Annotated in this window: 19 protein-coding genes; 7 read left to right on the top strand and 12 right to left on the bottom strand. The window is 71.6% G+C overall.

Going from position 1 to position 20,705, the window contains the following annotated elements; genetic code table 11:
- Positions 1-219, bottom strand: a 219-nt coding sequence (locus ACFTZL_RS19700) for a chaplin (RefSeq protein ID WP_382584160.1), incomplete at its 3' end; no start/stop codon positions are given.
- A gap of 219 nt (positions 220-438) precedes the next feature.
- Here ACFTZL_RS19700 and ACFTZL_RS19695 point away from each other — a divergent pair.
- Entirely contained in the window at positions 439-645 is a 207-nt protein-coding gene (locus ACFTZL_RS19695) for a hypothetical protein (RefSeq protein ID WP_382584157.1), read from the top strand.
- Positions 646-697: 52 nt separating this feature from the next.
- Here the strand turns inward: ACFTZL_RS19695 and ACFTZL_RS19690 are convergent, their stop codons facing one another.
- The 4 genes from ACFTZL_RS19690 to ACFTZL_RS19675 form a co-directional block, all read right to left on the bottom strand.
- Complete coding sequence (locus ACFTZL_RS19690) at positions 698-1,189, bottom strand: DUF5709 domain-containing protein (RefSeq protein WP_382584162.1); 492 nt, start codon at positions 1,187-1,189, stop codon at positions 698-700.
- 157 nt (positions 1,190-1,346) lie between these two features.
- Positions 1,347-2,840, bottom strand: coding sequence for a hypothetical protein (locus ACFTZL_RS19685; protein WP_382584155.1), 1,494 nt, complete (start codon positions 2,838-2,840; stop codon positions 1,347-1,349).
- Positions 2,841-2,948: 108 nt separating this feature from the next.
- Positions 2,949-5,312 (bottom strand): glycoside hydrolase family 65 protein, encoded by a 2,364-nt coding sequence (locus ACFTZL_RS19680; RefSeq protein ID WP_382584152.1) that lies wholly within the window; start codon positions 5,310-5,312, stop codon positions 2,949-2,951.
- Complete coding sequence (locus ACFTZL_RS19675) at positions 5,309-6,049, bottom strand: HAD family hydrolase (RefSeq protein WP_382584149.1); 741 nt, start codon at positions 6,047-6,049, stop codon at positions 5,309-5,311. Before ACFTZL_RS19675 ends, ACFTZL_RS19680 begins: the two co-directional genes overlap by 4 nt.
- Before the next feature lie 95 nt (positions 6,050-6,144).
- Here ACFTZL_RS19675 and ACFTZL_RS19670 point away from each other — a divergent pair, with 95 nt between their 5' ends.
- Both ACFTZL_RS19670 and ACFTZL_RS19665 read left to right on the top strand, forming a co-directional pair.
- A complete protein-coding gene (locus ACFTZL_RS19670) occupies positions 6,145-6,801 on the top strand; it encodes a nucleoside/nucleotide kinase family protein (protein ID WP_382584147.1) in 657 nt (218 codons plus the stop codon).
- Positions 6,798-7,409: a hypothetical protein gene (locus ACFTZL_RS19665; RefSeq protein WP_382584145.1), complete on the top strand. Its 612-nt coding sequence runs from the start codon at positions 6,798-6,800 to the stop codon at positions 7,407-7,409. Before ACFTZL_RS19670 ends, ACFTZL_RS19665 begins: the two co-directional genes overlap by 4 nt.
- Before the next feature lie 24 nt (positions 7,410-7,433).
- Here ACFTZL_RS19665 and ACFTZL_RS19660 read toward each other — a convergent pair whose 3' ends face one another.
- From ACFTZL_RS19660 to ACFTZL_RS19640, 5 genes are all read right to left on the bottom strand, one after another.
- Positions 7,434-9,152, bottom strand: a complete 1,719-nt coding sequence (locus ACFTZL_RS19660) for a hypothetical protein (RefSeq protein ID WP_382584142.1) — start codon at positions 9,150-9,152, stop codon at positions 7,434-7,436.
- A 2-nt stretch (positions 9,153-9,154) separates the two neighbouring features.
- Complete coding sequence (locus ACFTZL_RS19655) at positions 9,155-10,057, bottom strand: carbohydrate ABC transporter permease (protein ID WP_382584139.1); 903 nt, start codon at positions 10,055-10,057, stop codon at positions 9,155-9,157.
- Entirely contained in the window at positions 10,054-10,965 is a 912-nt protein-coding gene (locus tag ACFTZL_RS19650; protein ID WP_382584136.1) for a carbohydrate ABC transporter permease, read from the bottom strand. Before ACFTZL_RS19650 ends, ACFTZL_RS19655 begins: the two co-directional genes overlap by 4 nt.
- A gap of 125 nt (positions 10,966-11,090) precedes the next feature.
- Positions 11,091-12,413, bottom strand: coding sequence for an extracellular solute-binding protein (locus ACFTZL_RS19645; protein WP_382584133.1), 1,323 nt, complete (start codon positions 12,411-12,413; stop codon positions 11,091-11,093).
- Positions 12,414-12,687: 274 nt separating this feature from the next.
- On the bottom strand, positions 12,688-13,809 hold the full coding sequence (locus tag ACFTZL_RS19640; RefSeq protein WP_382584130.1) for an ROK family protein: 1,122 nt from the start codon (positions 13,807-13,809) through the stop codon (positions 12,688-12,690).
- A gap of 240 nt (positions 13,810-14,049) precedes the next feature.
- On the opposite strand from ACFTZL_RS19640, the gene ACFTZL_RS19635 reads away from it, so the two are divergent.
- The 3 genes from ACFTZL_RS19635 (at position 14,050) to ACFTZL_RS19625 (ending at position 18,780) form a co-directional block, all read left to right on the top strand.
- On the top strand, positions 14,050-14,949 hold the full coding sequence (locus ACFTZL_RS19635) for an N-acetylglucosamine kinase (protein WP_382584127.1): 900 nt from the start codon (positions 14,050-14,052) through the stop codon (positions 14,947-14,949).
- Between the two features lie 201 nt (positions 14,950-15,150).
- On the top strand, positions 15,151-17,067 hold the full coding sequence (locus ACFTZL_RS19630) for a phosphatase PAP2 family protein (protein ID WP_382584124.1): 1,917 nt from the start codon (positions 15,151-15,153) through the stop codon (positions 17,065-17,067).
- Between the two features lie 36 nt (positions 17,068-17,103).
- The gene (locus tag ACFTZL_RS19625) at positions 17,104-18,780 is read left to right on the top strand and encodes a phospholipid carrier-dependent glycosyltransferase (RefSeq protein WP_382584121.1); all 1,677 of its coding nucleotides are present in this window, start codon (positions 17,104-17,106) and stop codon (positions 18,778-18,780) included.
- Between the two features lie 7 nt (positions 18,781-18,787).
- Here the strand turns inward: ACFTZL_RS19625 and ACFTZL_RS19620 are convergent, their stop codons facing one another.
- Both ACFTZL_RS19620 and ACFTZL_RS19615 read right to left on the bottom strand, forming a co-directional pair.
- Positions 18,788-19,189, bottom strand: coding sequence for a DUF3662 domain-containing protein (locus ACFTZL_RS19620; RefSeq protein WP_382584118.1), 402 nt, complete (start codon positions 19,187-19,189; stop codon positions 18,788-18,790).
- Positions 19,190-19,249: 60 nt separating this feature from the next.
- Positions 19,250-19,411, bottom strand: a complete 162-nt coding sequence (locus tag ACFTZL_RS19615) for a hypothetical protein (RefSeq protein ID WP_382484610.1) — start codon at positions 19,409-19,411, stop codon at positions 19,250-19,252.
- Positions 19,412-19,568: 157 nt separating this feature from the next.
- Between ACFTZL_RS19615 and ACFTZL_RS19610 the strand changes: the two genes are divergently transcribed.
- Positions 19,569-20,486 (top strand): MurR/RpiR family transcriptional regulator, encoded by a 918-nt coding sequence (locus tag ACFTZL_RS19610; RefSeq protein ID WP_382484612.1) that lies wholly within the window; start codon positions 19,569-19,571, stop codon positions 20,484-20,486.
- Positions 20,487-20,705: the final 219 nt, after the last annotated feature.

Below are 20,705 nucleotides of genomic sequence, written 5' to 3'. Positions count from 1 at the left end.
CTTGTTGCCGATGGCGGGGTTGAACGCGCCTATGAAGTTGACCGAGTTGCCGCAGATATTGGCATCGATGTCGATGGGGATCTGTACGACGTTGCCGGAAAGGAAGCCGGGGCTGCCGATGGCGATGGCTTCGGCCTCCGCGTCGGCGCTGGCCGTACCGGCACAGGCCAGAAGGGCGGCGCAGGCCAGGCCGAACGCGGCGGTCACACGTGTGCGCATGGAAGGGCTCCTGTCAGTCGGAGGGGACACGTGTGTCCACCGTCGCCCGGGGTGCGGCGAGGCGACATCGGTGGGCGTCCGAACGGGGGGGCCGGGGTATCCCCGGGCCGGGTCCGTGCTCTCCGGATGCACGCCGGGCTCCCGCGGGGAATGGTGAGAGCGGACCCGTTTTTCAGCACCGGGGCCGCACCAGCGATCCGGACCCTAGGAGCAGAGAACATGTCGACGTCACAGCCCCCCGCGTCCCGGCCGCCCGAGGACCGCGCCACCCCGGACCGCCTGCTCCACGCCCGCACCGGCACCGACGTGTCGCCGGAGGACCTTGTCCTCGCCTCGGGCAAGGACCTCACCCCGCGCAACCTCGAATGGGCCAAGCGCAAGCTGGCGGCCGAGGGGCCCGCCGCGCTCGAGAAGCTGCTGCCGTAGCCGACAGCCCCCTCGGTTCCGCTGAGGGGGCCGGCCTCCGGGCCGCGGGTGGTTACGCCCTGTCGTCGTCCCCGGGCAGGGTGCTGTCGTCCTCCACCACGTGCACGGCGGCCTCCTCCGCGCCGGCCGCTCCGCCGTCGATGCCGACGTCGGTCGCGACGGTCTCCTTCGTGGTGTCGCCGTGGGCGCCCTCGTCCGGCGCGACCAGGCGGCCGGCGCGGGCGGTGCCCGCCTCCGGGTCCACCGGTTCGCCGTCGCTGTCGGGGCTGTCGCCCACGCCGTCCCCGGCCGGTTCGGCCGACACGTCGGGGACCTCCTGGGACAGCCGCTCGTCGAGGGTCTCGCCCTCGTGCTGCTCGGCGGCGGTGGTGCCGCTCTTGGTGACGCCGAGCGGCTTCTCCGGCGGGGAGTAGCCCTCGTCGAGGGTGTCGTCGTAGGTCCGTTCGTCGACGGCGTCCTGCAGATCCAGCGGCGCGGCGTCCGCCTGCTCCTCGTTGGTCCCGGTGGGCTGGTACGCGTCGTCCGCCATCGGTTCGGGGCGCATCGGTTCCGTGCCCATCACTTCTGCCTCCCTGCCGCGCGCTGCGGCGACTCGTCGCTCTCATGTGCCCGTTCCGCGTTTCCCGATACGCGGGCTCTAACCTCGGCGGCCGCCGCCGCGTCCCACCTCACCGCGGACCCGGCCGGTGCTCGGCAGTCCGTCAGGGGCCGTCCCGTCGCGGCCGCGGTGCGACACGGACGTCCAGGTCCGAGATCCGGTGGACGGGCCAGGTGCTGGCGTAGCGGGGCGGGGTGCCGTCGGCCGGTGCGAGGTGGGCGACCGGGAGACGGTCCGCGGTGCGCAGGATGGCGCCCGCGGTGGTGTTCTCGTTGTTGCCGGAGGTCGCGCCCGAGGAGCAGCCGGTGTAGTAGCCGATCGGGATGGCCTCGTGGCCGGTGAGCAGGCAGGGCGGGCGGACGCCGAGGCGGTGCAGGGCGTCGGCGGTGCGGTCCCAGTCGCGGCGGCTCTCGGTGTTGCGGGACACGGCGCCGTCCAGGACGGCGAGCTGCGCCGCCAGGTGTCCGGCCAGCCCGAGCGCGACCAGCGTGGCGGCCACCGGCCGCCATGTCCCGCGCGGGGTTTTGACCAGGTGCCACAGGGCGTCGGCGACCGGGATCGCGAGCAGGGCGTAGGTGGGTGTGAGGAAGCGGGGCGCCGCGTAGCCGATCATGAAGAGGTACGGCAGGGCGGCCGTGGCGGCGCAGGCCAGCGGGACGAGGGTCCGTCCCAGGCGCCGGGCCCGGGCCGCGACGAGCAGTCCGAGGCCGGCCAGCACGGGCAGGACGAACCACCAGATGACGACCAGGGGGTTGGGCATCGACCCGGTGCAGGGCCGGCACAGGGCCCGGCCGCCCAGGCTGCGCAGCTGGTCGTCGACGGCGATGTGCCAGCCCAGCCCGCCCTGGATGCGCGAGGCTTCCGCCAGGCGCTCCCCCAGGCCGCCGTGGCCGACGTAGGCCTCGATCACCCACTCGACGGCGCCCGCGGCGAGGCCCGCCAGGAGGGCGAGGAGCAGGCGCCAGTGGCGGCGCGCCAGTGCGAGGACGAGGAGCGGCACGGTCACGTAGACCGCGTCGGTGGGCCGCATCCACGCCATGAGCGCGGCGCCGGCGGCGACACCCCACAGGACCGCCCGGGCGGAACGTTCCTGCCGGGCCCGCAGGCAGCAGCCCGCGCAGATCAGGGCGCCGATCGCGACCCAGTAGTTGGGCATGGCCTGCGGACCGTAGAAGAGGGTCACCCACAAGGAGGCGAAGAGGGCGCCGCCGACGACCAGGACACGGGTCGGGAACAGGCCCCGCCAGGCGCGCAGGCCCAGGTAGAGGGCGAGGCCGGACAGCACGGCGAGGTAGACGCGCAGCAGCGGGACGGACGTCGACCAGGACGCCACGGGCGCCACGAGCAGCGAGACGCCCCGGGAGCGCGGGGCGCTGAAGAAGGCCGCAGGGGTGTGGGGGGTAACCTGGCTGACGTAGACGATCTCGTCCCAGCCGAGACCCAGGACGGGCCGGACCAGGGCGAGTTGAGCCAGTGTGAAGACGGCCGCCACCGCGACGAGGGCCCGGTTCCCCCGGGCTCCGCGGGGCGCACCCGGCCCGGCCGTCTGTTCGCGTCTTCGCCTGCGAACCAGGATGGCGTTCGAGCCGTCGGTCATGTTCCGCCCCTTGTCCCTGTGTCAAAACTTGACAAACACGGACAAACTAACCCGCGTGTTAGAGGAACGCAGGACGGAATACGGCCAAGTGGTGACGCGAAGTGAGCGTCAACGGGCGTTCGGGGCGCGGTGCGGGGGCTGGCTCGGGGCCGGACGTGGTGTCAGCGGGGAAACGGTCCGGGTCACCGGGGCGTCCTCACTCACCGTCAGCTCGGTGCCGTGGTGATGGAGCGTCAAGGGCGGGCCGGAACTCAGGGTGTAGGTGGCCCGGTCGGCGGCCAGCTCCACGCGCAGGCACCGGCCGAGGAACCCCACCGTGAAGGCCAGCCGGCTGAACCTCTCGGGCAGGCGCGGCGCGAACCGCAGGGTGCCGTCGGCGCACCGCATGCCGCCGAACCCGGCGACCAGGGCCATCCAGGTACCGGCCAGCGAGGCGATGTGCAGTCCGTCGCGGGTGTTGTGCTCCAGGTCCCCCAGGTCCATCAGCGCGGCCTCGGCCGTATAGGCGTAGGCCAGGTCCAGATGGCCCGCCCGGGCGGCCATGACGGCCTGGACGCACGCCGACAGGGAGGAGTCCCGCACGGTGAGCGGCTCGTAGTAGGCGAAGTTGCGGGCGATCTGCTCCTCGGCGTCGCTGTCGAAGTCCCCCTCGAAGTAGCTGCCGCAGGTGTACATCGCCAGCACCAGGTCCGCCTGCTTGATCACCTGCTTGCGGTACAGGTCGAAGTAGGGGAAGTGGAGCATCAGCGGGTACTGGTCCGGGCCCGTGTCTGCGAAGTCCCAGCGCTGGTAGCGGGTGAAGCCCGCGTGCTGCTCGTGCACGCCGAGTTCGTCGTTGTAGGGGACGTGCATGGCCTCGGCGGCGTCCCGCCAGGCGGCGCTCTCCTCCTCGTCGGCGCCGAGCCGGGCCGCCTCCTCGGGGTGCCGTTTGCACGCGTCGGCGGCGGCCAGCAGGTTCGCCCGGGCCATGAGGTTGGTGTACGTGTTGTCGTCGGCGATCGCGCTGTACTCGTCCGGTCCGGTGACGCCGTCGATGTGGAAGGCGCCCCGGTCGTCGTGGTGGCCGAGGGAGCGCCACAGCCGGGCGGTCTCCACCAGGAGCTCCACACCGACCTCGCGTTCGAACCTCTCGTCGCCGGTGACCGCCACGTACCGCACGACGGCGTCCGCGATATCGGCGCCGACATGGAAGGCGGCCGTGCCGGCCGGCCAGTACGCGGAGCCTTCCGAACCTTCGATCGTGCGCCACGGGAACGCGGCGCCGCGCAGGCCGAGTTGGGCCGCGCGCTCCCGGGCGGCGGGCAGGGTGTCGAGGCGCCAGCGCAGCTCCTCGGCGGCGGCTCGCGGCGCGGTGTAGGTCAGCAGGGGCAGGACGAACGCCTCGGTGTCCCAGAAGGCGTGACCGTCGTAGCCCGAGCCGGTGAGCCCCTTGGCGGGGATGGCGCGCTGTTCGGCGCGGGCGCCGGCCTGGAAGACGTGGAACAGGGCGAAGCGGACGGCCTGCTGGATCTCCTCGTCGCCGTCGATCTCGACATCGGCGCGGCCCCAGAAGTCGTCGAGGCAGGACCGCTGGTCCTTCAGCAGCCCCCACCAGCCGCTGTGCGCGGCCGCCGCCAGCGCCGCCTCGACCTGGTCGCTCATCGCCGGCCGGGAGCGGGCGCCGGACCAGCCGTGCGCGACCAGCTTCTCCACGCGCAGCCGCTCCCCCGGCTCCAGCACGGAGGTGACGGTCAGCCGGGCCACGTCCACGTTGCTCTCGCTGCTCGTCGTGGTCCGCTCGGGGCCGGTGACGACGTGGTCGGCGGCCACGGCGACCCTGAGGCCGCTGCGGCGGGTGCGGTGGACCAGGCGCAGCCGGCTGCCCGAGGCGAGGTCCTCCTCGGGTTGGAGCGGTGACTTCAGCGCCTTGGCGGCGCGTGGGTCGCCGTCGGGCTCGGGCAGGCTCTCGTTGGCGACCAGCTCCGACTGGACGACGACGCGGGTACGGCTGTCGACGGGCTCCACCTCGTACGCCACGGCGGCGATCGCCCGCTGGGTGAGGGACACCAGCCGTGTGGAGCGCACTCGGACGGTCGAGCCGGCCGGGGAGGTCCACTCGCAGACCCGTTCCAGCACGCCCCGCCTGAGGTCCAGGGTCCGCTCATGGGTGACGAGCCGTCCGTAGCGCAGGTCGAACGGCTCGTCGTCGACCAGCAGGCGCAGCACCTTGCCGTTGGTGACGTTGATCGACGTCTGGCCGGATTCCGGGTAGCCGTACCCGGCCTCGGCGTAGGGCAGCGGGTGCAGTTCGTGGACGCCGTTGAGATAGGAGCCGGGCAGGCCGTGCGGCTCGCCCTCGTCGAGGTTGCCGCGCCAGCCGACGTGGCCGTTGGACAGGGCGAACACGGACTCGCTCTGCGCCAGGACGTCGAGGTTGAGTTCCGTCTCGCGCACGGTCCACGGCTCGACGGCGTACGCCCGCTGCTCGATCACTCCCGGCCTCCCAGCTCGTCGAGGTCCTGCACCACCACGTCGGCGCCATGTGCGTACAGCGCGTCGGTCTGTCCGACGCGGTCGACGCCGACGACGTACCCGAACCGGCCCGCGCGGCCCGCGTCCATGCCGGCCAGGGCGTCCTCGAAGACGGCGGCCGCGGCCGGTTCGACGCCCAGGTCCTCGGCGGCGGCCAGGAACGTGTCGGGGCGCGGCTTGCCGGGCAGCTTGCGCTCGGCGGCGACCACACCGTCGATCCGTACGTCGAAGAAGTGCTCGGCACCGATCGCGCGCAGCACGTCCCGGCAGTTGGCGCTGGACGAGACGACGGCCGTGCTCAGGCCGTGGGCGCGGACGGCCTCCAGATAGCGCAGGGTGCCGTCGTAGGCCTCGACGCCGTCGGTGCGGATCTTCGCCAGCACCAGTTCGTTCTTGCGGTTGCCGAGCCCGTGCACGGTCTGCGCGCCCGGTGGGTCGTCAGGGTTCCCGTCGGGCAGGTCGATGCCCCGGGAGGCGAGGAACGTACGCACGCCGTCGGCGCGTGGCCGGCCGTCGACGTACTCGTCGTAGTCGGACGCCGCGTCGAACGGCCGGAAGTCCTCGCCGTCGCGCTCGCGCAGGAAGGCGTCGAACATCTCCTTCCAGGCGGCCGCATGTACGACGGCCGTCTTGGTGACGACGCCGTCGAGATCGAAGAGACAGGCGTGGATGGCTTCGGGAAGACCGAGCTGCGTCATACAGGACCGGTTCCCCGCACGGAGAGGTCCAGTGAGTGGCGCACGCCACACACGCGCCCCGGACGGCCCGGACACCGGGTGACACACTCTGCGGTGTGCCGCTCACCTTCGACGACCTCGTCCATCGCGCCCGCGCCCTCCCCCGGGACGGCCGGCGCGCGATCCTCGGCATCGCCGGCAGCCCCGGCGCGGGCAAGTCGACGCTCGCCGAGCACCTGGTGCGGGACCTGAACGGATCCGGCGAACCCTGGGTCGCGCACGTCCCCATGGACGGCTTCCACCTCGCCGACACCGAACTGGTACGGCTCGGCCGCAGGGACCGCAAGGGCGCGCCCGACACGTTCGACGCGGCCGGGTACGCGGCCCTGCTGGAGCGGCTGCGCGAGGAGAGGCACGACGACGTCGTGTACGCGCCCGGCTTCGAACGCGTCCTGGAACAGCCGCTCGCGGGGGCGATCCCGGTGCCGCCGTCGGCCCGGCTCGTCGTCACCGAGGGCAATTACCTGCTCCTGGACACCGACGCCTGGGCCCGGGTGCGCCACCGGCTCGACGAGGTGTGGTTCTGCGAACTCCCCGAGCGGGAGCGCGTCCGCCGACTGGTCGCCCGGCACGAGCGGTTCGGCAAGTCCCACGAGGAGGCGGTCGCGTGGGTGTCGCGCTCGGACCGGCCCAACGCCGAGCTGGTCGCCACGACCCGGGGACGGGCCGACCTGGTGGTGCCGGAGTCGGCGCTGCCGCGCGTGGAGGCATGACCATGGGCCTGGACATCACGGTGCTGGCGGTCGACTGGGAGCGGCTCGAACAGACGCCGTTCGAGGAGCGGTACGCGCTGCTCGAGGATGCCGCGCTGCCCGAGGACGAGCTCGACCCGTACGCGGAGCCGCAGCGGGGCTGGGTGTGGCCCGCCGCGCCGAATGTCCCCTGGTGCGGCCGGTACGAATTCCACAGCACCCCCGGCTCCTACAAGCCCCACTTCTGGGCGGGGCAGGCGTGGGAGGACGTACGGGAGCATGCCGGCCCGGAGCCGCGTGAGCACCTGGACGCGTTCCTGCGGGACCTGATCTGGGACACCGACATCGAGGACGCCTCGGTCTCCGGCCTGTTCCCCGCGGACACCGACCCCTGGAACCGCCGGACGCTGCTCGTCTGCCCGCCCGCGACCGTGTCCGCGCTGGCCGGGCACTGGGCACGAGCCGAGCCCCTGCTGGAGGGCCTGCGCGAGCCGTACGGCACGCATGCCGCGTGCCCCGGGCGGTGGATCGAGGACTTCGACGAGTTCTCGGTGCTGCTGCGCGAGTGGGGCGTGGTCGTGACCGAGACCGAACGACGCGGGTGGGGACTGGTCGGCCTGCCCCTGTGACGCCCGGGGCGCCTCACGCAGGAGTCACACGCCAGGTGCGGACCTGCGGGCGCGCAGTGCGACGGTCAGGGTGTGCGGGCCGAGTCCACCGATGTAGACGCGGTTCCCGGTCGTCGCGTCGGTGCCGCCCACCACGGTGTAGTCCTGCCCCGGGTCGTACCGCAGTACGTCGCTCCGGTCCGGCCCGGCCAGCGGGTCGCCCGCCTCGACGTCGGCCTCGATCCGGATCTCGTCGTCACCGACCCGGTAGGTCATCGGCCCGGTCGTCAGGCACCAGCGCCCGTCGCCGACCGGTGCGGCGCCCTCCGGCACTCCACCCGGCCGGAAGGTCAGTTCGAGGGACCAGGGCACCCGCGGTCCGGTGATGTCGACCCGCAGGTCGGCACCGTCGTCCCTCAGGTCCACCTCGACGCGGGTCGTGTGTGAGACCTCGTCCCGGGGCCGCTCCGGGAAGGCCATCGAGGCCGAGAAGCGTCCGTCGTCCACCAGCCGGTAGACGCCGTCGTCCCGCCTCTCGTCCTGCGGCAGCGGCTGATAGTAGGACGCCGTGAGGGTTTCGGTGAGCCGGTACCGGTGGTCGGCGGACTGTTCCATGCCGGCGGCGCGGAACGGGCCCAGGTCGAAGAATCCCCGCGAGAGGCGGACCGCGTCGAGGACCGCGTCGCCGGCGAACAGCCGCAGGAAGGTGGGATTGCAGGCGAGGCCCGAGCGGATGCGCCGGTGCTCGGGCACGTCGGAGCCGCCGTACACCACCGTGTGCGCGGTGGCCGAGGCGCGTGCGGCGAGGCGCGCGGTGGTGAGGTACCGAGCACGCGGAAGTGTCTCCGCGGCCGGTGTCGGCAGGACGCGGCACAGGTCCGGGGTGAGGAGGGTCTCGGCGAGCAGGTCGGGGTCGTCGATGCCGCCGGCGGCCGCCAGCCGCGCCGCCCGGCTGAAGTCGCCCCGGCCGGTGCGGATCGCGAGCAGCCGGTAGTGCGGCAGGTAGGGCGCCAGCGGGAACGGGTGGTTCTGGTCCTGCCGTCGCGAGTGGACGGTCTCCACCGTGCCGTCCGGCCTGATGAGGTCCAGGGTGGTGGCGAGATTGCGTTCGACGGCGTCCAGCAGGTCGGCGCGGCCGAGGACGCCGGCCAGCAGCAGCAGCGAAGGGTTGGACACGTGAGCCGCGTAGTTGGCACTCCGTTCCGAGTACAGGCCCTCCGCGTCGATGTCGACGCCTTCGGACAGCCACTCCTCGATGCGGTCGAGCAGCCGGTCGTCCGGGAACGAACGGTGCAGCCGGGCCAGCGCCGCGCACAGCTCCCAGCGGTGGTTCGGGGTGTGCACCCCACCGGTCAGGAGACTGCCGGAGGCGTCGCCGGCGATCTCGGCGAGCGCGGCCGTGACCTCGTGCAGTTCCGGCCCCGCGCCGGCCGCGAGGACGTGCGCGTCGCACACGTCGTTGACGGTGAATCCGGAGTCCGGCGGTGACTGCACGTTGTCGCCGCCGGCGAAGAGGCCGGTCGATGTCTGCGCGGCCCGTAGGGCGCGGAGGTGGGTCATCGCGGCGGCGACGGCCGGCTTGCTGCCGTGCAGTGCCGAGTCCGGGGACCGGTACGCCGCGATCAGGGTCTTCACCCGGTGTGCCAGAGCGCGGTGGGGAACACCGGTGGGTTCCTCGTGGGGGTCGGCCGCCAGCGGGGCGGCCGGCCGGTCGGCGGCGCGGGCCGCCGCACGGACGAATTCGTGGTCGAGAGGGGTGGGCACGGTCAGTCCTTCAGTCCGGCGTTGATGTCGGCACCCATGACGTAGCGCTGGAAGACCAGGAAGATGGCGATCAGCGGGATCATCGAGATGACCGATGCGCCGAGCAGTACCGACCAGTTGATGTTCTGCGCGCCGACGATGCTCTGGATCCCGATCTGCACGGTGAACTTGTTGGGGTCGTTGAGCATCAGCAGCGGCCAGATGTAGTCGTTCCACCGCCACTGGAAGGACAGGATGGCGAGGGTCAGCATGATGGGCCGGGAGAGCGGCACCATGATCCGCAGGAAGATCGACAGTTCGCGGGCGCCGTCGATGCGTGCGGCTTCCACGAGTTCGTCGGGGACCGTCAGGAAGAACTGGCGGAACATGAAGCATCCGGTCGCTGTGAGCACGGCCGGGAGGATGATGCCGGCGAACGAGTTGTAGAGGCCGAGGTCGCGGACCACCAGGAACTCCGGGGCCAGCATGACCTCGGACGGCAGCATCGTGGTGGCCAGGATGCAGAGGAAGAAGACCTTCAGCCACTTGTTGTCGTACTTGGCCAGCGCGTAACCGGTGCAGCAGCTGACTCCCACCGTGAGGATCGTCGTGATCACGCACACGATGGCCGTGTTGATGAAGTACTGGGAGAAGTTGGCGCTGTCCCACGCTGCCTTGAAACCCGACAGGGTGGGGTTGTGCGGAACCAGCGTCAGCGGATAGGAGAACAGGTCGCTGGCCGGCTTGAAGGAGCTGAGGACGAACCACAGCACCGGCAACCCGTACAGGCAGGCCAGGATCCACAGCAGTGTCGTCGCGGAGACCGCCTGCCGGAGCCCACCGGTGGCCGCCCTGCGGGGCCGCTTTTTGGAGAGGGCCCGTCCGGGACCGGCGTCGGCCGGGCGCGGGATGTCTGTGGTTGTCATCGGTTCTCCACCCGCCGGTTGACGATCAGCTGGATGATCGCGACGGCCATCAGGATGAGCATGAGCACGAATGACGCGGCGCTCGCGTAGCCGATCTGGCCCCGTTTGAAGCCGGTCTCATAGATGTACTGGACAAGCAGGTTGTTCGACGTTCCGGGTCCGCCGTTGTTGAGGGCGACGAACACCGGGTATTCCTTCATCGCGTTGATCGTGTTGAGCAGGATGACGATGAACGAGGTGGGCGCGATGCTCGGCAGCGTGATGTGGAAGAACTGGCGCCAAGGGCCGGCACCGTCGAGCGAGGCGGCCTCGTAGTACGACACCGGTACGTTCTTGATCGCCGCGATGAACAGCAGCATCGAGAAGCCCGTCCAGGCCCAGGACGCCGCCATCACCACCACGAGCAGCGACAGGTCCGCGTTCGACTGCCAGGGAACGGCGTGCCCGCCGAGCTCGTGGATGAGGTAGTTGACCAGTCCGAAGTTCTCACCGAACAGCCACCGCCACAGGACGCCCACGACGATGGGCGACAGCAGCCACGGGATGAAGAAGACGACGCGGGCGACCGACGCGCCCTTGGCGTGCTTGCTCACCACCACATTGGCGATGAGCAGCGAGAACACAAAGTTCAGCGGGACGAAGAGCACGGTGTACAGCAGCGTCCGGGTCAGCGCGTCGTAGAAGGTGGAGTCCCCGAACAGGTTCTGGTAGTTGTCCAGTCCGACGAACTGGAACACCCCGACGCCCGTGTAGTTCGTGAAGGAGTAGACGAGCCCGATCACCGCAGGCCAGACGAAGAACAGCGCGAAGAGCACGACATTGGCCGCGATGAGGACGAGCGGCGCAAGGGTGTACTTACTGCGTCTCCTGGGCGGGCTCGCGGACACGTCCGGGGCGCGTTTGGTCATCTTCCTGACTCCGTGCTGGTGGAAATGGGTTCCGGTGGGCTCAGGGCTGTGAGCCCGGCATCACGTGAGGCCCGAGGCCGGGCGGCGGTGTCTCGACCCCGCCGCCCGGGCCTGCCGGCCTGCGCTCAGCCGCCGACCTGCTGGTTGTAGACGTCCACGATGTTCTGCAGGGCCTTGTCGGACGACTGCTGGCCGTTGATCGCCTTGCCGAGCTCCGTCTTGGTCGGGTCCTCGGGGAGGCTCTTGCCCTTCAGCACCCACTTCGTCTGCGCGGTGTTGAAGTAGCCGGAGATCGGGGCGTAGAGCGGGATCGACTCGTTGTACAGCTTGAACGCCGCCTGCGCCGCCTCGGACTTGAAGGGGTACTTCGGGTTCAGACCGCTCTCGACCGGCAGGAACCCGGACGTCTCGCACAGCTCCTGGTAGTGGGCCGGCTCGTACAGCCAGGACAGGAACTTCTTCGCGGCGTCGGCCGCGGCGGCGTTGTTGTTGAAGCCCACCGTCATGCCGCCGCTGTTGACGTCGCTGGCCTGCACGGGCTGGGCGGGAGTCGGGACGCTCGCCCAGTCGAACTTCTTGATGCTCTCCGCGAAGGCGGGCACCTGCCACACGCCGGACCAGTAGGCGACCACGTCACCGCTCTGGAACATGGCCGACGGGTCGGCGCCGCTGGTCCACACCGACTTCGGCATGGTCTTGTCGTCGTTCCATCCGACGAAGGTGTTCACGGCCTTCTTGGTCGCCGCGTCCACCGAGAACTTGCCGGAGGAGTCCGCGTGGACGTACTTCCCGCCCTTCTCGTACACCATGGCGCGGAGCCGGGAGGGCGACTGGTCGAACGTGAGGGAGTACTTGGCGCCGGTCTTCTCGCGGACCTTGTCCGCCGCCTTGATGAAGTCGGTCCAGGTCCAGGTCTTCTGGGGCGAGGTCGGGAAGGAGACACCGGCCTTCTTGAACAGCGTCTTGTTGATGAACATGCCGGACGCGGTGACGTCCGAGGGGATGGACAGCACCTTCCCGGAGGAGTCCTTCGCGAGGAAGTTGGGGTTGATCTTGTTGCTCTTCTTGTTGGCGATGGAGCCGAGGTCGATCAGCTTGTTCGCCCAGATCGGGTCCAGCGCCGGCACGGCCGCCACGTCGGGCAGGGAGTTCGCCTGCGCGGCGTTGTGCAGCTTCGTCGGGTAGCCGTCGTAGGGGATGTTGACGAGGTTGACCTTGACGCCGGTTTCCTTCTTGTACTGCGCCACCATCTTCTTCCAGCCCGCGTCCTGCCCCGGAACCGTGGAGATCCAGAACGTCAGCGACTTGGAGGTCCCGCCCGAGTCGGACCCCGACCCGCAGGCGGAGAGCAGAAGGGCACCTGCCGTGGCCACGGCAGCGAGGGGAACAACGCGGCGTATGCCACCGCGGCCGAGTCGGCGCGAGCGCCGCACACCCAGACTGGTCATCTTCAATCCCTTTTCGTCGTAGCGGAAGAAGCACGGCGCCAGCCGAGGCGGCACGGGTGCATTTTGCAGGAAATTTCGCTTTCCGGGGGCACGGCCTCGCCCGGCCGTATCGCCCTGACGGGTGGGGTCCCCGGCCATGACGGCCGACGTCGCACAAGCACGCCCTCGTGCGGCTGCCGTACTTCACGTACGGGCGGGAGGCTCACCCGGAGTCGGCGTCCCGGCCGACTCAGAAAGCGCTTGTCCGGACATTGGCAGACCGATGGCGCAGCCGTCAATGCTTCGCCAGCACCGCTCCGGTCACGGTTTGAATTCCATGCGCGACCGCGAGCCTGCTGGCGCCCGCGACCGTGCCGGTGTCCCCCACCACGCTGCTGACCACCTCGGTGGGCCAGCTCAGCCGGGCCAGCTCGGCCCGCACTCCGGGCAGGAGCTGGGGATCCGCGCCGGTGCCGCCGCCCAGCACGATCAGTCCGGGGTCCATGACGGCGGCGACGGCGGCGGCGAGCCTACCCACGTCGGCGGCGTGCGAGTCGAGGACGGCACGGGCCGTGGCGTGCCCCTGCCCGGCGAGGGCGAGGAGCCGCTCGGCGGTGCGCGGGCGGGGTCCGTCGGTGTCCTGCCAGGTCTCGGCGGCACGGCGGAGCAGGGTGCGCGAGCCCATGCGCTGCTCCAGGCCCTCGTGGCGGGGGGCGCGCAGGTCGTCCCAGGGGTAGGGCAGTCTGGCCACCTCACCCGCGGCGCCGTTCGCGCCGCGCAGCACCCGGCCGCCGATGACGACGGCGAGGCCGATACCGACGCCGATGCGCAGGTAGCCGAAGGTGTCGCGGCCGACGGCGGCGCCCTCGTGCAGTTCGGCGAGGGCGGCGCAGTTGACGTTGTTCTCCAGGTGGACGGGGACGCCCTCGGGCAGCGCGACGGTCATGGCGTCGAAGACGGGGCCGGCCTTGGCGGTCGCGGGACGTTCCCCGGCGCCCTCCCCGTCCCGGGTGGTGACATCGCCGACGGCGACGACGACGGCCCTCAGCGGCGCGCCGACAGGCAGCGCCTCGAGGACCTTGCGGACGGTGTCGGCGGCCTCCGGGCGGGACCCGGTGCCCTCGGCGAGCAGCGTGCCGTCCAGGGCGCACCCGCGCACCCGCGTCTTGGCAGGTCCGAGGTCGACCGCGAGCACGGCACCGGCGGCCGGGCCGAGACGGTAGACGGCGGCGCTGCGGCCGGTGCCTCCGGAGGCCCGCCCCGAGTGGGCGGCGAGCTCCACGGCCTCGAGTTCGGCGACGGCGGTGGAGACGGTCGGCTTGGAAAGGCCCGCACCGGCCGCCAGCTGGGGGCGGGTGGCCGTGCCCGCCCCGGCCAGTACGTCGAACACCACACGGGCACTCTCACTCAGGTGCATGGTCTCCCCAGGTCGTGCGGCGGCCGAGCAGGACGGCCGCGAGGGTCGCGCGGCATCGGGAATTCCGTGCCTCTTGACGCGCACCCTACTTCGTTAGTTAACTTCCTAACGAACTTCACGGTACTCGCCTGCCGTGCTCCGCAGAAGCCCGTCCCGGGGCTTCCCTACCTCTTCAACTGCCGTGGTACGACGGGTGGTTCGCCTGCCGTCGCCGTGCCACGCAACGACGAAAGAGGACCCGTGCAGGACTCCACGCCTTACGCGGTCGGTATCGATGTGGGCGGCACCAAGACCCATCTGCGCGCCTTCGCGGACGGCGAGGACGTCGTCGATCATGTCCGCGGCAGTACGGGCTGGCGCCCGCACGACACCGGGGCCGCCGCCGACTGGCTGGCCGGCCTGATCGCCGACGCCCTGCCTTCGCCCCTACGACCGTCCGCTCTCGCCGTGGGCGGTCACGCCTGCGAGACCCCACGCCAGTGCGCGGGCATCCGGGCCGCTCTTCAGGAGCGGCTGGGGGTGCCCGCGCTCGTCGTGGGCGATGCCGAGCTGCTCGTCCCCGCCGCGGGGCTGGACAAGGGCGTCGGTCTGGTCGCCGGTACCGGTTCGGTCGCGGTGGGGCGGTTGCCCGACGGCGGTCCGGTCCAGGTCGGCGGCTGGGGTGCCGTGCTCGGCGACGAGGGCGGCGCGGCCGGACTCGTCCGCGAGGCCGCGCGGGCGGTCTGGGCGGCGCACGACCGGGGCGAGGAGCCCGACGCGCTGGCCGCCGGGCTGGTCACCGCGTTCGAGGTGGCCGAGGTGCCCGCGCTCGGCGCGGCGCTGGAGGCGGCCACGGATGTCTCCGCAGAGTGGGGCCGGCACTCCCCCGTGGTGTTCACCGCCGCCGAGGCGGGCTCGCCGCTCGCCCGGGCCGTGATCGCCGAGGGCGGCCGGGAGCTCGCCGCGCTCGTCGTCCGGCTCGCCCATCGCGGGGTCCCGGTGGACGACGTGGTGGTGGCGGGCGGCACGGTGCTCGCGCAGCCCGCGCTCTACGAAGCGTTCACCTCCGCGCTCGCCGAAGTCCTGCCCGGAGCCCGGCCGCAACCCCTGCGCGTGCCGCCGGTCGAGGGCGCCGTGGCGCTGGCCCGTTCGCTCCTGTGAGCCGGGCGGCCGCCGTTCACGTTCCGGACACCGGCCCGTGGCCGTTCCCTCTCCGAAGGGTCACAGCACGGCCGTAGATCTTCGCTCGTACGCAACAAGTGCCACAGAAGTCGCCAGAGGCACCCCGAGTCGCACACGCCGCACCATCTCCCGGCCGTACGGCCGAAGCACCCGTCGCAGAACTCAAGAGAGGCGCACGCCATGCCGTCATCAGCCGGGCACCGCAGCACCGCAACCGTCGACCGACGGGGCTTCCTCAAGACCTCCCTCGGGGCCTCGGCGGGCCTGCTCGCCGCACCGGCGTTCGCCACCTGGCTCACCGCCGCCGACGCGAAGGCCGCCACGGGCCCCGCCGCGTTCGTCGACGACTACAAGTCGAACGTCACGACGAACCTGACCCCCGAGACCAACGCGGTCGTCCGGATCCTGGGCGGCATGTCGAAGGTGTGGAAGACCGGCGGCGCCTGGGACACCGGCCGGGTCCTGGACCGCGAGGTGCTGCGCGCCAACATGCGCTACTGCGCCCGGATCACGACGGCCCGCACCGAGGCCCAGGCGAAGGAGGCCTTCCTCTACGACCGCCAGCACCAGAGCTACGCCATGATCGCCGGGCTGGGCCCGCTCGCCGAGCTGTACAAGGCGGGTGCCAAGGCCGTCACGTCGATCACCGGCGCCCCGGACGGCACGCCCGCCGGCAAGATCAACGACGCCGTGCCCGCCGACGCCCCGGCCGGATCCGCGCTCGGCGCCGGCTCCTACGACTCGGAGCTCGGCAAGGTGGCCAAGCTGGTCGACACGGTGCGCGGGCCGTTCGCCTCGGGCAACCCGGGCAAGTTCGCCTTCCAGTACCCGCGTCCGTGGCGGATGAACGAGGACAGCGAGGTCGTCGACACCGGGAAGAAGGACGCCCTCGGCTACCCGGTGTACGACTCGGAGGTGGTCGTCGCCACGCAGCTTCTGCGTCAGCGCTCCGAGGACCCCAAGGAGGACGGCGGTTTCCCGAGCGGCCACACCAACGCCTTCCACCTGGCCGGACTGGCCTACGCGTACGCGGTGCCCGAGCGGTTCCAGGAGCTCGTGACGCGGGCGTTCGAGCTGAGCCACACCCGGATCATGTCGGGCATGCACTCCACCGTCGACGTCCTCGGCGGCCGGATCATGGCCACCGCCCTGACCGCCGCGACGCTGGCCGACCCGGCGAACGCGGAGCTCAAGGCGGCGGCACGCGCCCAGGCCCTCGCCTACTTCACGCGGCGGACCGGCACCACCGCGGACACGCTGTACACCCACGCGCACGCGGACGCCGGTGACGCGTACGCCGACCGCGAGGCCAACGCCCGTGCGATCGAGCCCCGGTTGACGTACGTCCTGCCCCGCCGCGGCCGCAAGGACCCACTCACCGTGCCGAAGGGCGCGGAGGTCCTGCTGGAGACGCGGCTGCCCTACCTGGCCGCGGCCCAGCGGCGCGAGGTGCTCCGGACGACCGCGCTGCCCTCCGGGTACGTCCTGCTGGACGGCTTCGAGCAGTGGGGCCGGCTGAATCTGTTCGCCGCCGCGGACGGGTACGCCGCCTTCGACAGCGACGTCACCGTGACGCTGGACGCGGCGGCCGGCGGTTTCCACGCGGCCGACACCTGGCGCAACGACATCGAGGGCGACGGCGGGCTGGCCAAGCGCGGCACCGGCACGCTCACCCTCACGGGCCACAACCGCTACCACGGCGGGACCGTCGTCGAGGACGGCGTGCTGGTCGCCGCGTCGCCCAACGCCCTGGGGCAGGGCGACGTCCGTGTCACGGGCGGCACGCTCCGCGCGGACAAGGTCCTGCGGGTGCGCGGCTCCTACGTCCAGGAGGGCGAGTCGACGCTGGAGCTGCCGCTCCGCAAGAACCACGGCCCGGCGCTCACGGTGAGCCGGCGGGTCCTGCTGGGCCGGGGCAGTGTGCTGTCGCTGCGGCTCGACACCGCGCGCCCGCCGGTCGCGGGGACGACCGTCCCGGTCCTGTCCGCTCCGGCGCTGCGCGGCGGGTTCGACCGTGTCGAGCTGGATTCCGACACACTGCGGGCCGTACCCGTGCACACGTCGGAGGGGCTGTCGGTACGACTCGTGCGGCGGTAACGCCGTGCGCGGCGGGGGCTGATGCAGAGTGGGTCCATGAGGGACCTCTGGATCGCTCCCGCCGTTCCCCGGCCGGTGCCGCTCCCTCCCCCGGCACCGGCCGGTGCCGCGCGACGGCCCGGCCGCCGGTGGTGGCTGCCGCTCCTGGTGGTCGCGCTGCTCTCGCAGATGGCCTTCGCGATGGTCACGACCGCCGTGCGGCAGACCCCGACCATCGACGAACCGGTGTACGTGGGCGCGGCCGCCGAGTACACGCACGAGCACCGGCTGCGCCACAACCCCGAGCATCCGCCGCTCGGCAAGCTGCTCATCGGCGCCGGGGTGACCCTCGCCGATCGGCACCTCGACCCCTCCTTCACCGGAGACCAGGGCAGGCTGGGACGGCACCTGCTCTACGAGTCGGGCAACGACCCGTGGCGGCTGATGCTGTGGGCCCGCCTCCCCGTGATCGCGCTGACGCTCCTGTTCGGTCTGGTCGTGTTCGCCTTCGCCCGTGAACTGGCCGGGGCGGCGGGGGCGTTGACCGCACTCGCGCTGTACTGCTTCTCCCCCGACGTCATCGCCCACGGCTCACTCGCCACGCTCGACGTGCCGGCCGCGGGGTTCGTGCTGACCTCGGCGTGGCTGCTGTGGCGGGCCCGCCACGGACCCCGGCTGTACGTACCGCTCGCTGGGGTGGCGCTGGGGGCGGCCCTGGCGACGAAGATAAGCGCGCTTCCTGCCGTGCCGGTACTCATGGCGCTGGGCGCTGTATCGGTGTGGCACGCGTCGACGGGCGGCCGGGGCCGGCTTCTGATGCGGGCGGCGGCGGGCGCGGCTGTGGTGGCACTGGCCGCGGTCGCGGTCGTGTGGGCCACCTATCTGGTGGTCGATCCGCGGCTGCGGTGGGCTCCCGAACAGCATGTGCCGCATGTGCGGGGGTTGCGGGGACTGCTGGTCGAGCTGCTGCCGTTCCCTGAGGCGTACCGGGACGGGATGCGGGTCCAGTTCGGCCTGGAGAACCGGCCGTGGCAGGGCTTTCTGTTCGGCCGGCTGTACTCGGGCTCGCTCTGGTACTACCTGCCGGCCGCGCTGCTGGTGAAGACGCCGCTGGGGATGCTCGGCCTGTGGGTCTGCGGTGCGGTGGTGGTGATCGCGGTGCGGCGGTTGCGGCCGGCGGCACCGTATGTGCTGGCCGCTCCGGTGCTGCTGCTGCTGGTGGCCATGCAGGGGGCGCGGGACTTCGGCACGCGGTACGCCGTCTTCCTGCCGCTGTTCCTCGCGGTGGGGGCGGGGTGCGTTCTCGTGGTGCGACGGCCGTGGGTGTCCCGCTTGGCAGGGGCGCTGGTGGTGTTCGTCGCCGTCAGTTCGCTGCGTACGTACCCCTATTACCTGCCGTACTCCAACGAGGCGTTCGGAGGACCGGGCCGGACCCGGGAGCGGTTGCACGACTCCAACGTGGACTGGGGGCAGGACCTCGGGCGGCTCGCCGAGCGGTTGCGGGAGCGGTATCCGGATGAGCGGGTGTGGCTGGTGTACAAGGGCAGCGGGGTGCCGGCTGCGTATGGCATCGAGGCCGGGGATCCGCGCGGGGTACACGACGGTGACGTGCGGGGCCTGTTGGTGGTGTCGGACTCGGCTGCCGCTAAGGCGACGGGGCGGCTGGCCGGGTTGATCCGCAGCAGCCGCCCCGTTGACGACGTCGGGCACTCGATCACGATCTATCGCCGTTGAGCGCTTCTCAATGGGTCGCGTGGAAGAAGCCGTCCACGCTCACGTGCTCCATGACTCGACTCGCCACGTGGTAGCGGCCGTTGGGGACCTCGGGGCACCTGGCGACATGGACCGCGAGTGGGCCCGCGAACTCGTAGCCCTTGCGTTCCGCGTGGCGGGCCAGGGCGTCGGTGAGGGCCTGGCACACATGGGTGCTGTGGCCGGCCAGGCGGTCGTGTATGTCGTCGACGAGTTCCACGTCGTAGGCGTTGGGGACCATGACACGGCCCTCCCGGCACACCACGGTGTTGTCGTCGCACTCGCGTCGCAGGGCGTCGACCACCTCGACCGGGTCCTTGTCGCGGACCCGGGCCCACAGGGCGTCAAATCGGTTTTCCAGGGTTTCTTCCAGCGCACTCAGCGCGCCCATACGGTGTCACCTGCCGGAACGTCGTCGGTTCGGTCGGGGCGGAGGGGGAGGTGGTGCGGGCTACCGCTCGTCGAAGTCGTCGGGCCGCACCTCGGCCTCCTCCAGTGCCTCGCGGAGCGTGCGGCCGGTGGCGCCCGGCGGTCGGGACCGGGGATCGTCCTGGTGCTCCAGGATCTCGTCCGTGGTCTGCGTCTTCGGCCGGTTCTCCTCGGGGACGGTCATGACGGTGGCTCCTCTCGGGATCATCTGTGGCGGCGGGTTCCCGCCCGGCGTCCGGGTATCCCCGCGCCGGGCACCTCATGTGCTGTCCGAGGAAGCCCTGGTCACCTCGGTGCGTGAGCTATGTTGAACGTTCGTGGGAGACGAAGGAGGCGCACCGGTGCCATCGCCGCAGCAGGCACGCGCACAGGCATCCGCGATCACCTCGGGGAAGGCCGCACCCGAAGCGGAGGTCTCCCCGTCCTCCCAGCTACGCACGCTCTTCGACCGTCCCCGGCTGTCCCCGGGCCAGCGGCGCATCGCCCAGTATCTGATCGAGCACATCACCGAGGCGGCGTTCCTGTCGATCACGGATCTCGCCGACCGGGTCGGCGTGAGCCAGCCCTCGGTGACGCGGTTCGCCTCGGCGGTCGGCTTCAGCGGGTACCCGGCGCTGCGGGAGAAGCTCCAGTCGATCGCGCTCGGCACCCTCGCGGGCGGCCCGGCCGAGGAGATCCGGGGCAACGAGCTGCAGGCGGCGGTCGACGCCGAGATCGAGAACCTGGAGAACCTGCGGCGGGACCTCGCCGATCCGAACCTGGTGATCGACATCGGCCGCAAGCTGTCGTCGTCGACCCCGCTGACCGTCCTCGGCCTGCGCATCTCCGTCTCGCTCGCCGAGTACTTCGCCTACGCCGCCCGCCGGATCCACCCGGACGTCAGGCTCGTGACCCGGGGCGGCAGTGTCGCCTACGACGCGCTGCTGCAGTCGCGTGAGGCGGGCGGCACCTGGGTGCTGGCGTTCTCCATGCCCCGGCACGCGCAGGAGACCCTGACGGCCGTGCGCGTCGCGCGGGGCGCCGGGCTCAAGGTCGCCCTGATCACCGATCTGGCGCTCGGGCCGCTCGCGGACGAGGCCGATGTCGCCTTCGCCACCGGCACCGGATCGCGCCTGGTCTTCGACTCCTACGCGGCGCCGGGCGTGATGTGCTCGGCGCTGCTGCAGGCCATGACGGACGCCGATCCTGAGCGGACGCAGGCCCGGCTGGAGGAGTACGAACAGGTCGCCGACCAGCACCATTTCTTCCTCAGGGACTGAGGCGCGGCCGGCTGGGCCGGACACCGGAGCAGACAAAGGGATCATCCACAACAAAGCGCGCATGAATGTTTTCATGCTCCTTGCAAACCGGATGGCATATATAAATACTGCTCACGGATCGCGACCCGGCCCTTCCGGATCCGTTCCGCACCCGAGGAGGCCGAGGCCTACCCACTCCGGCGTCCCGGGTGTCCGTGGCGGCCCCGGCCATCCCCTAGG

The sequence above is a fragment of the Streptomyces sp. NPDC056948 genome (assembly GCF_042674225.1).
GTDB lineage: Bacteria > Actinomycetota > Actinomycetes > Streptomycetales > Streptomycetaceae > Streptomyces > Streptomyces purpurascens.
Note: the sequence above shows the minus strand (reverse complement) of the source record. Positions and strands in the feature narration are given on the sequence as shown.

What these genes read in the sequence shown, in the direction of transcription:
- ACFTZL_RS19695 (WP_382584157.1), top strand. Translation starts at nt 439, where the DNA reads ATGTCGACGTCACAGCCCCCCGCGTCCCGGCCGCCCGAGGACCGCGCC.
- ACFTZL_RS19690 (WP_382584162.1), bottom strand. Translation starts at nt 1,189, where the DNA reads ATGCGCCCCGAACCGATGGCGGACGACGCGTACCAGCCCACCGGGACC.
- ACFTZL_RS19685 (WP_382584155.1), bottom strand. Translation starts at nt 2,840, where the DNA reads ATGACCGACGGCTCGAACGCCATCCTGGTTCGCAGGCGAAGACGCGAA.
- ACFTZL_RS19675 (WP_382584149.1), bottom strand. Translation starts at nt 6,049, where the DNA reads ATGACGCAGCTCGGTCTTCCCGAAGCCATCCACGCCTGTCTCTTCGAT.
- ACFTZL_RS19665 (WP_382584145.1), top strand. Translation starts at nt 6,798, where the DNA reads ATGACCATGGGCCTGGACATCACGGTGCTGGCGGTCGACTGGGAGCGG.
- ACFTZL_RS19655 (WP_382584139.1), bottom strand. Translation starts at nt 10,057, where the DNA reads ATGACAACCACAGACATCCCGCGCCCGGCCGACGCCGGTCCCGGACGG.
- ACFTZL_RS19650 (WP_382584136.1), bottom strand. Translation starts at nt 10,965, where the DNA reads ATGACCAAACGCGCCCCGGACGTGTCCGCGAGCCCGCCCAGGAGACGC.
- ACFTZL_RS19645 (WP_382584133.1), bottom strand. Translation starts at nt 12,413, where the DNA reads ATGACCAGTCTGGGTGTGCGGCGCTCGCGCCGACTCGGCCGCGGTGGC.
- ACFTZL_RS19640 (WP_382584130.1), bottom strand. Translation starts at nt 13,809, where the DNA reads ATGCACCTGAGTGAGAGTGCCCGTGTGGTGTTCGACGTACTGGCCGGG.
- ACFTZL_RS19630 (WP_382584124.1), top strand. Translation starts at nt 15,151, where the DNA reads ATGCCGTCATCAGCCGGGCACCGCAGCACCGCAACCGTCGACCGACGG.
- ACFTZL_RS19625 (WP_382584121.1), top strand. Translation starts at nt 17,104, where the DNA reads ATGAGGGACCTCTGGATCGCTCCCGCCGTTCCCCGGCCGGTGCCGCTC.
- ACFTZL_RS19620 (WP_382584118.1), bottom strand. Translation starts at nt 19,189, where the DNA reads ATGGGCGCGCTGAGTGCGCTGGAAGAAACCCTGGAAAACCGATTTGAC.
- ACFTZL_RS19615 (WP_382484610.1), bottom strand. Translation starts at nt 19,411, where the DNA reads ATGACCGTCCCCGAGGAGAACCGGCCGAAGACGCAGACCACGGACGAG.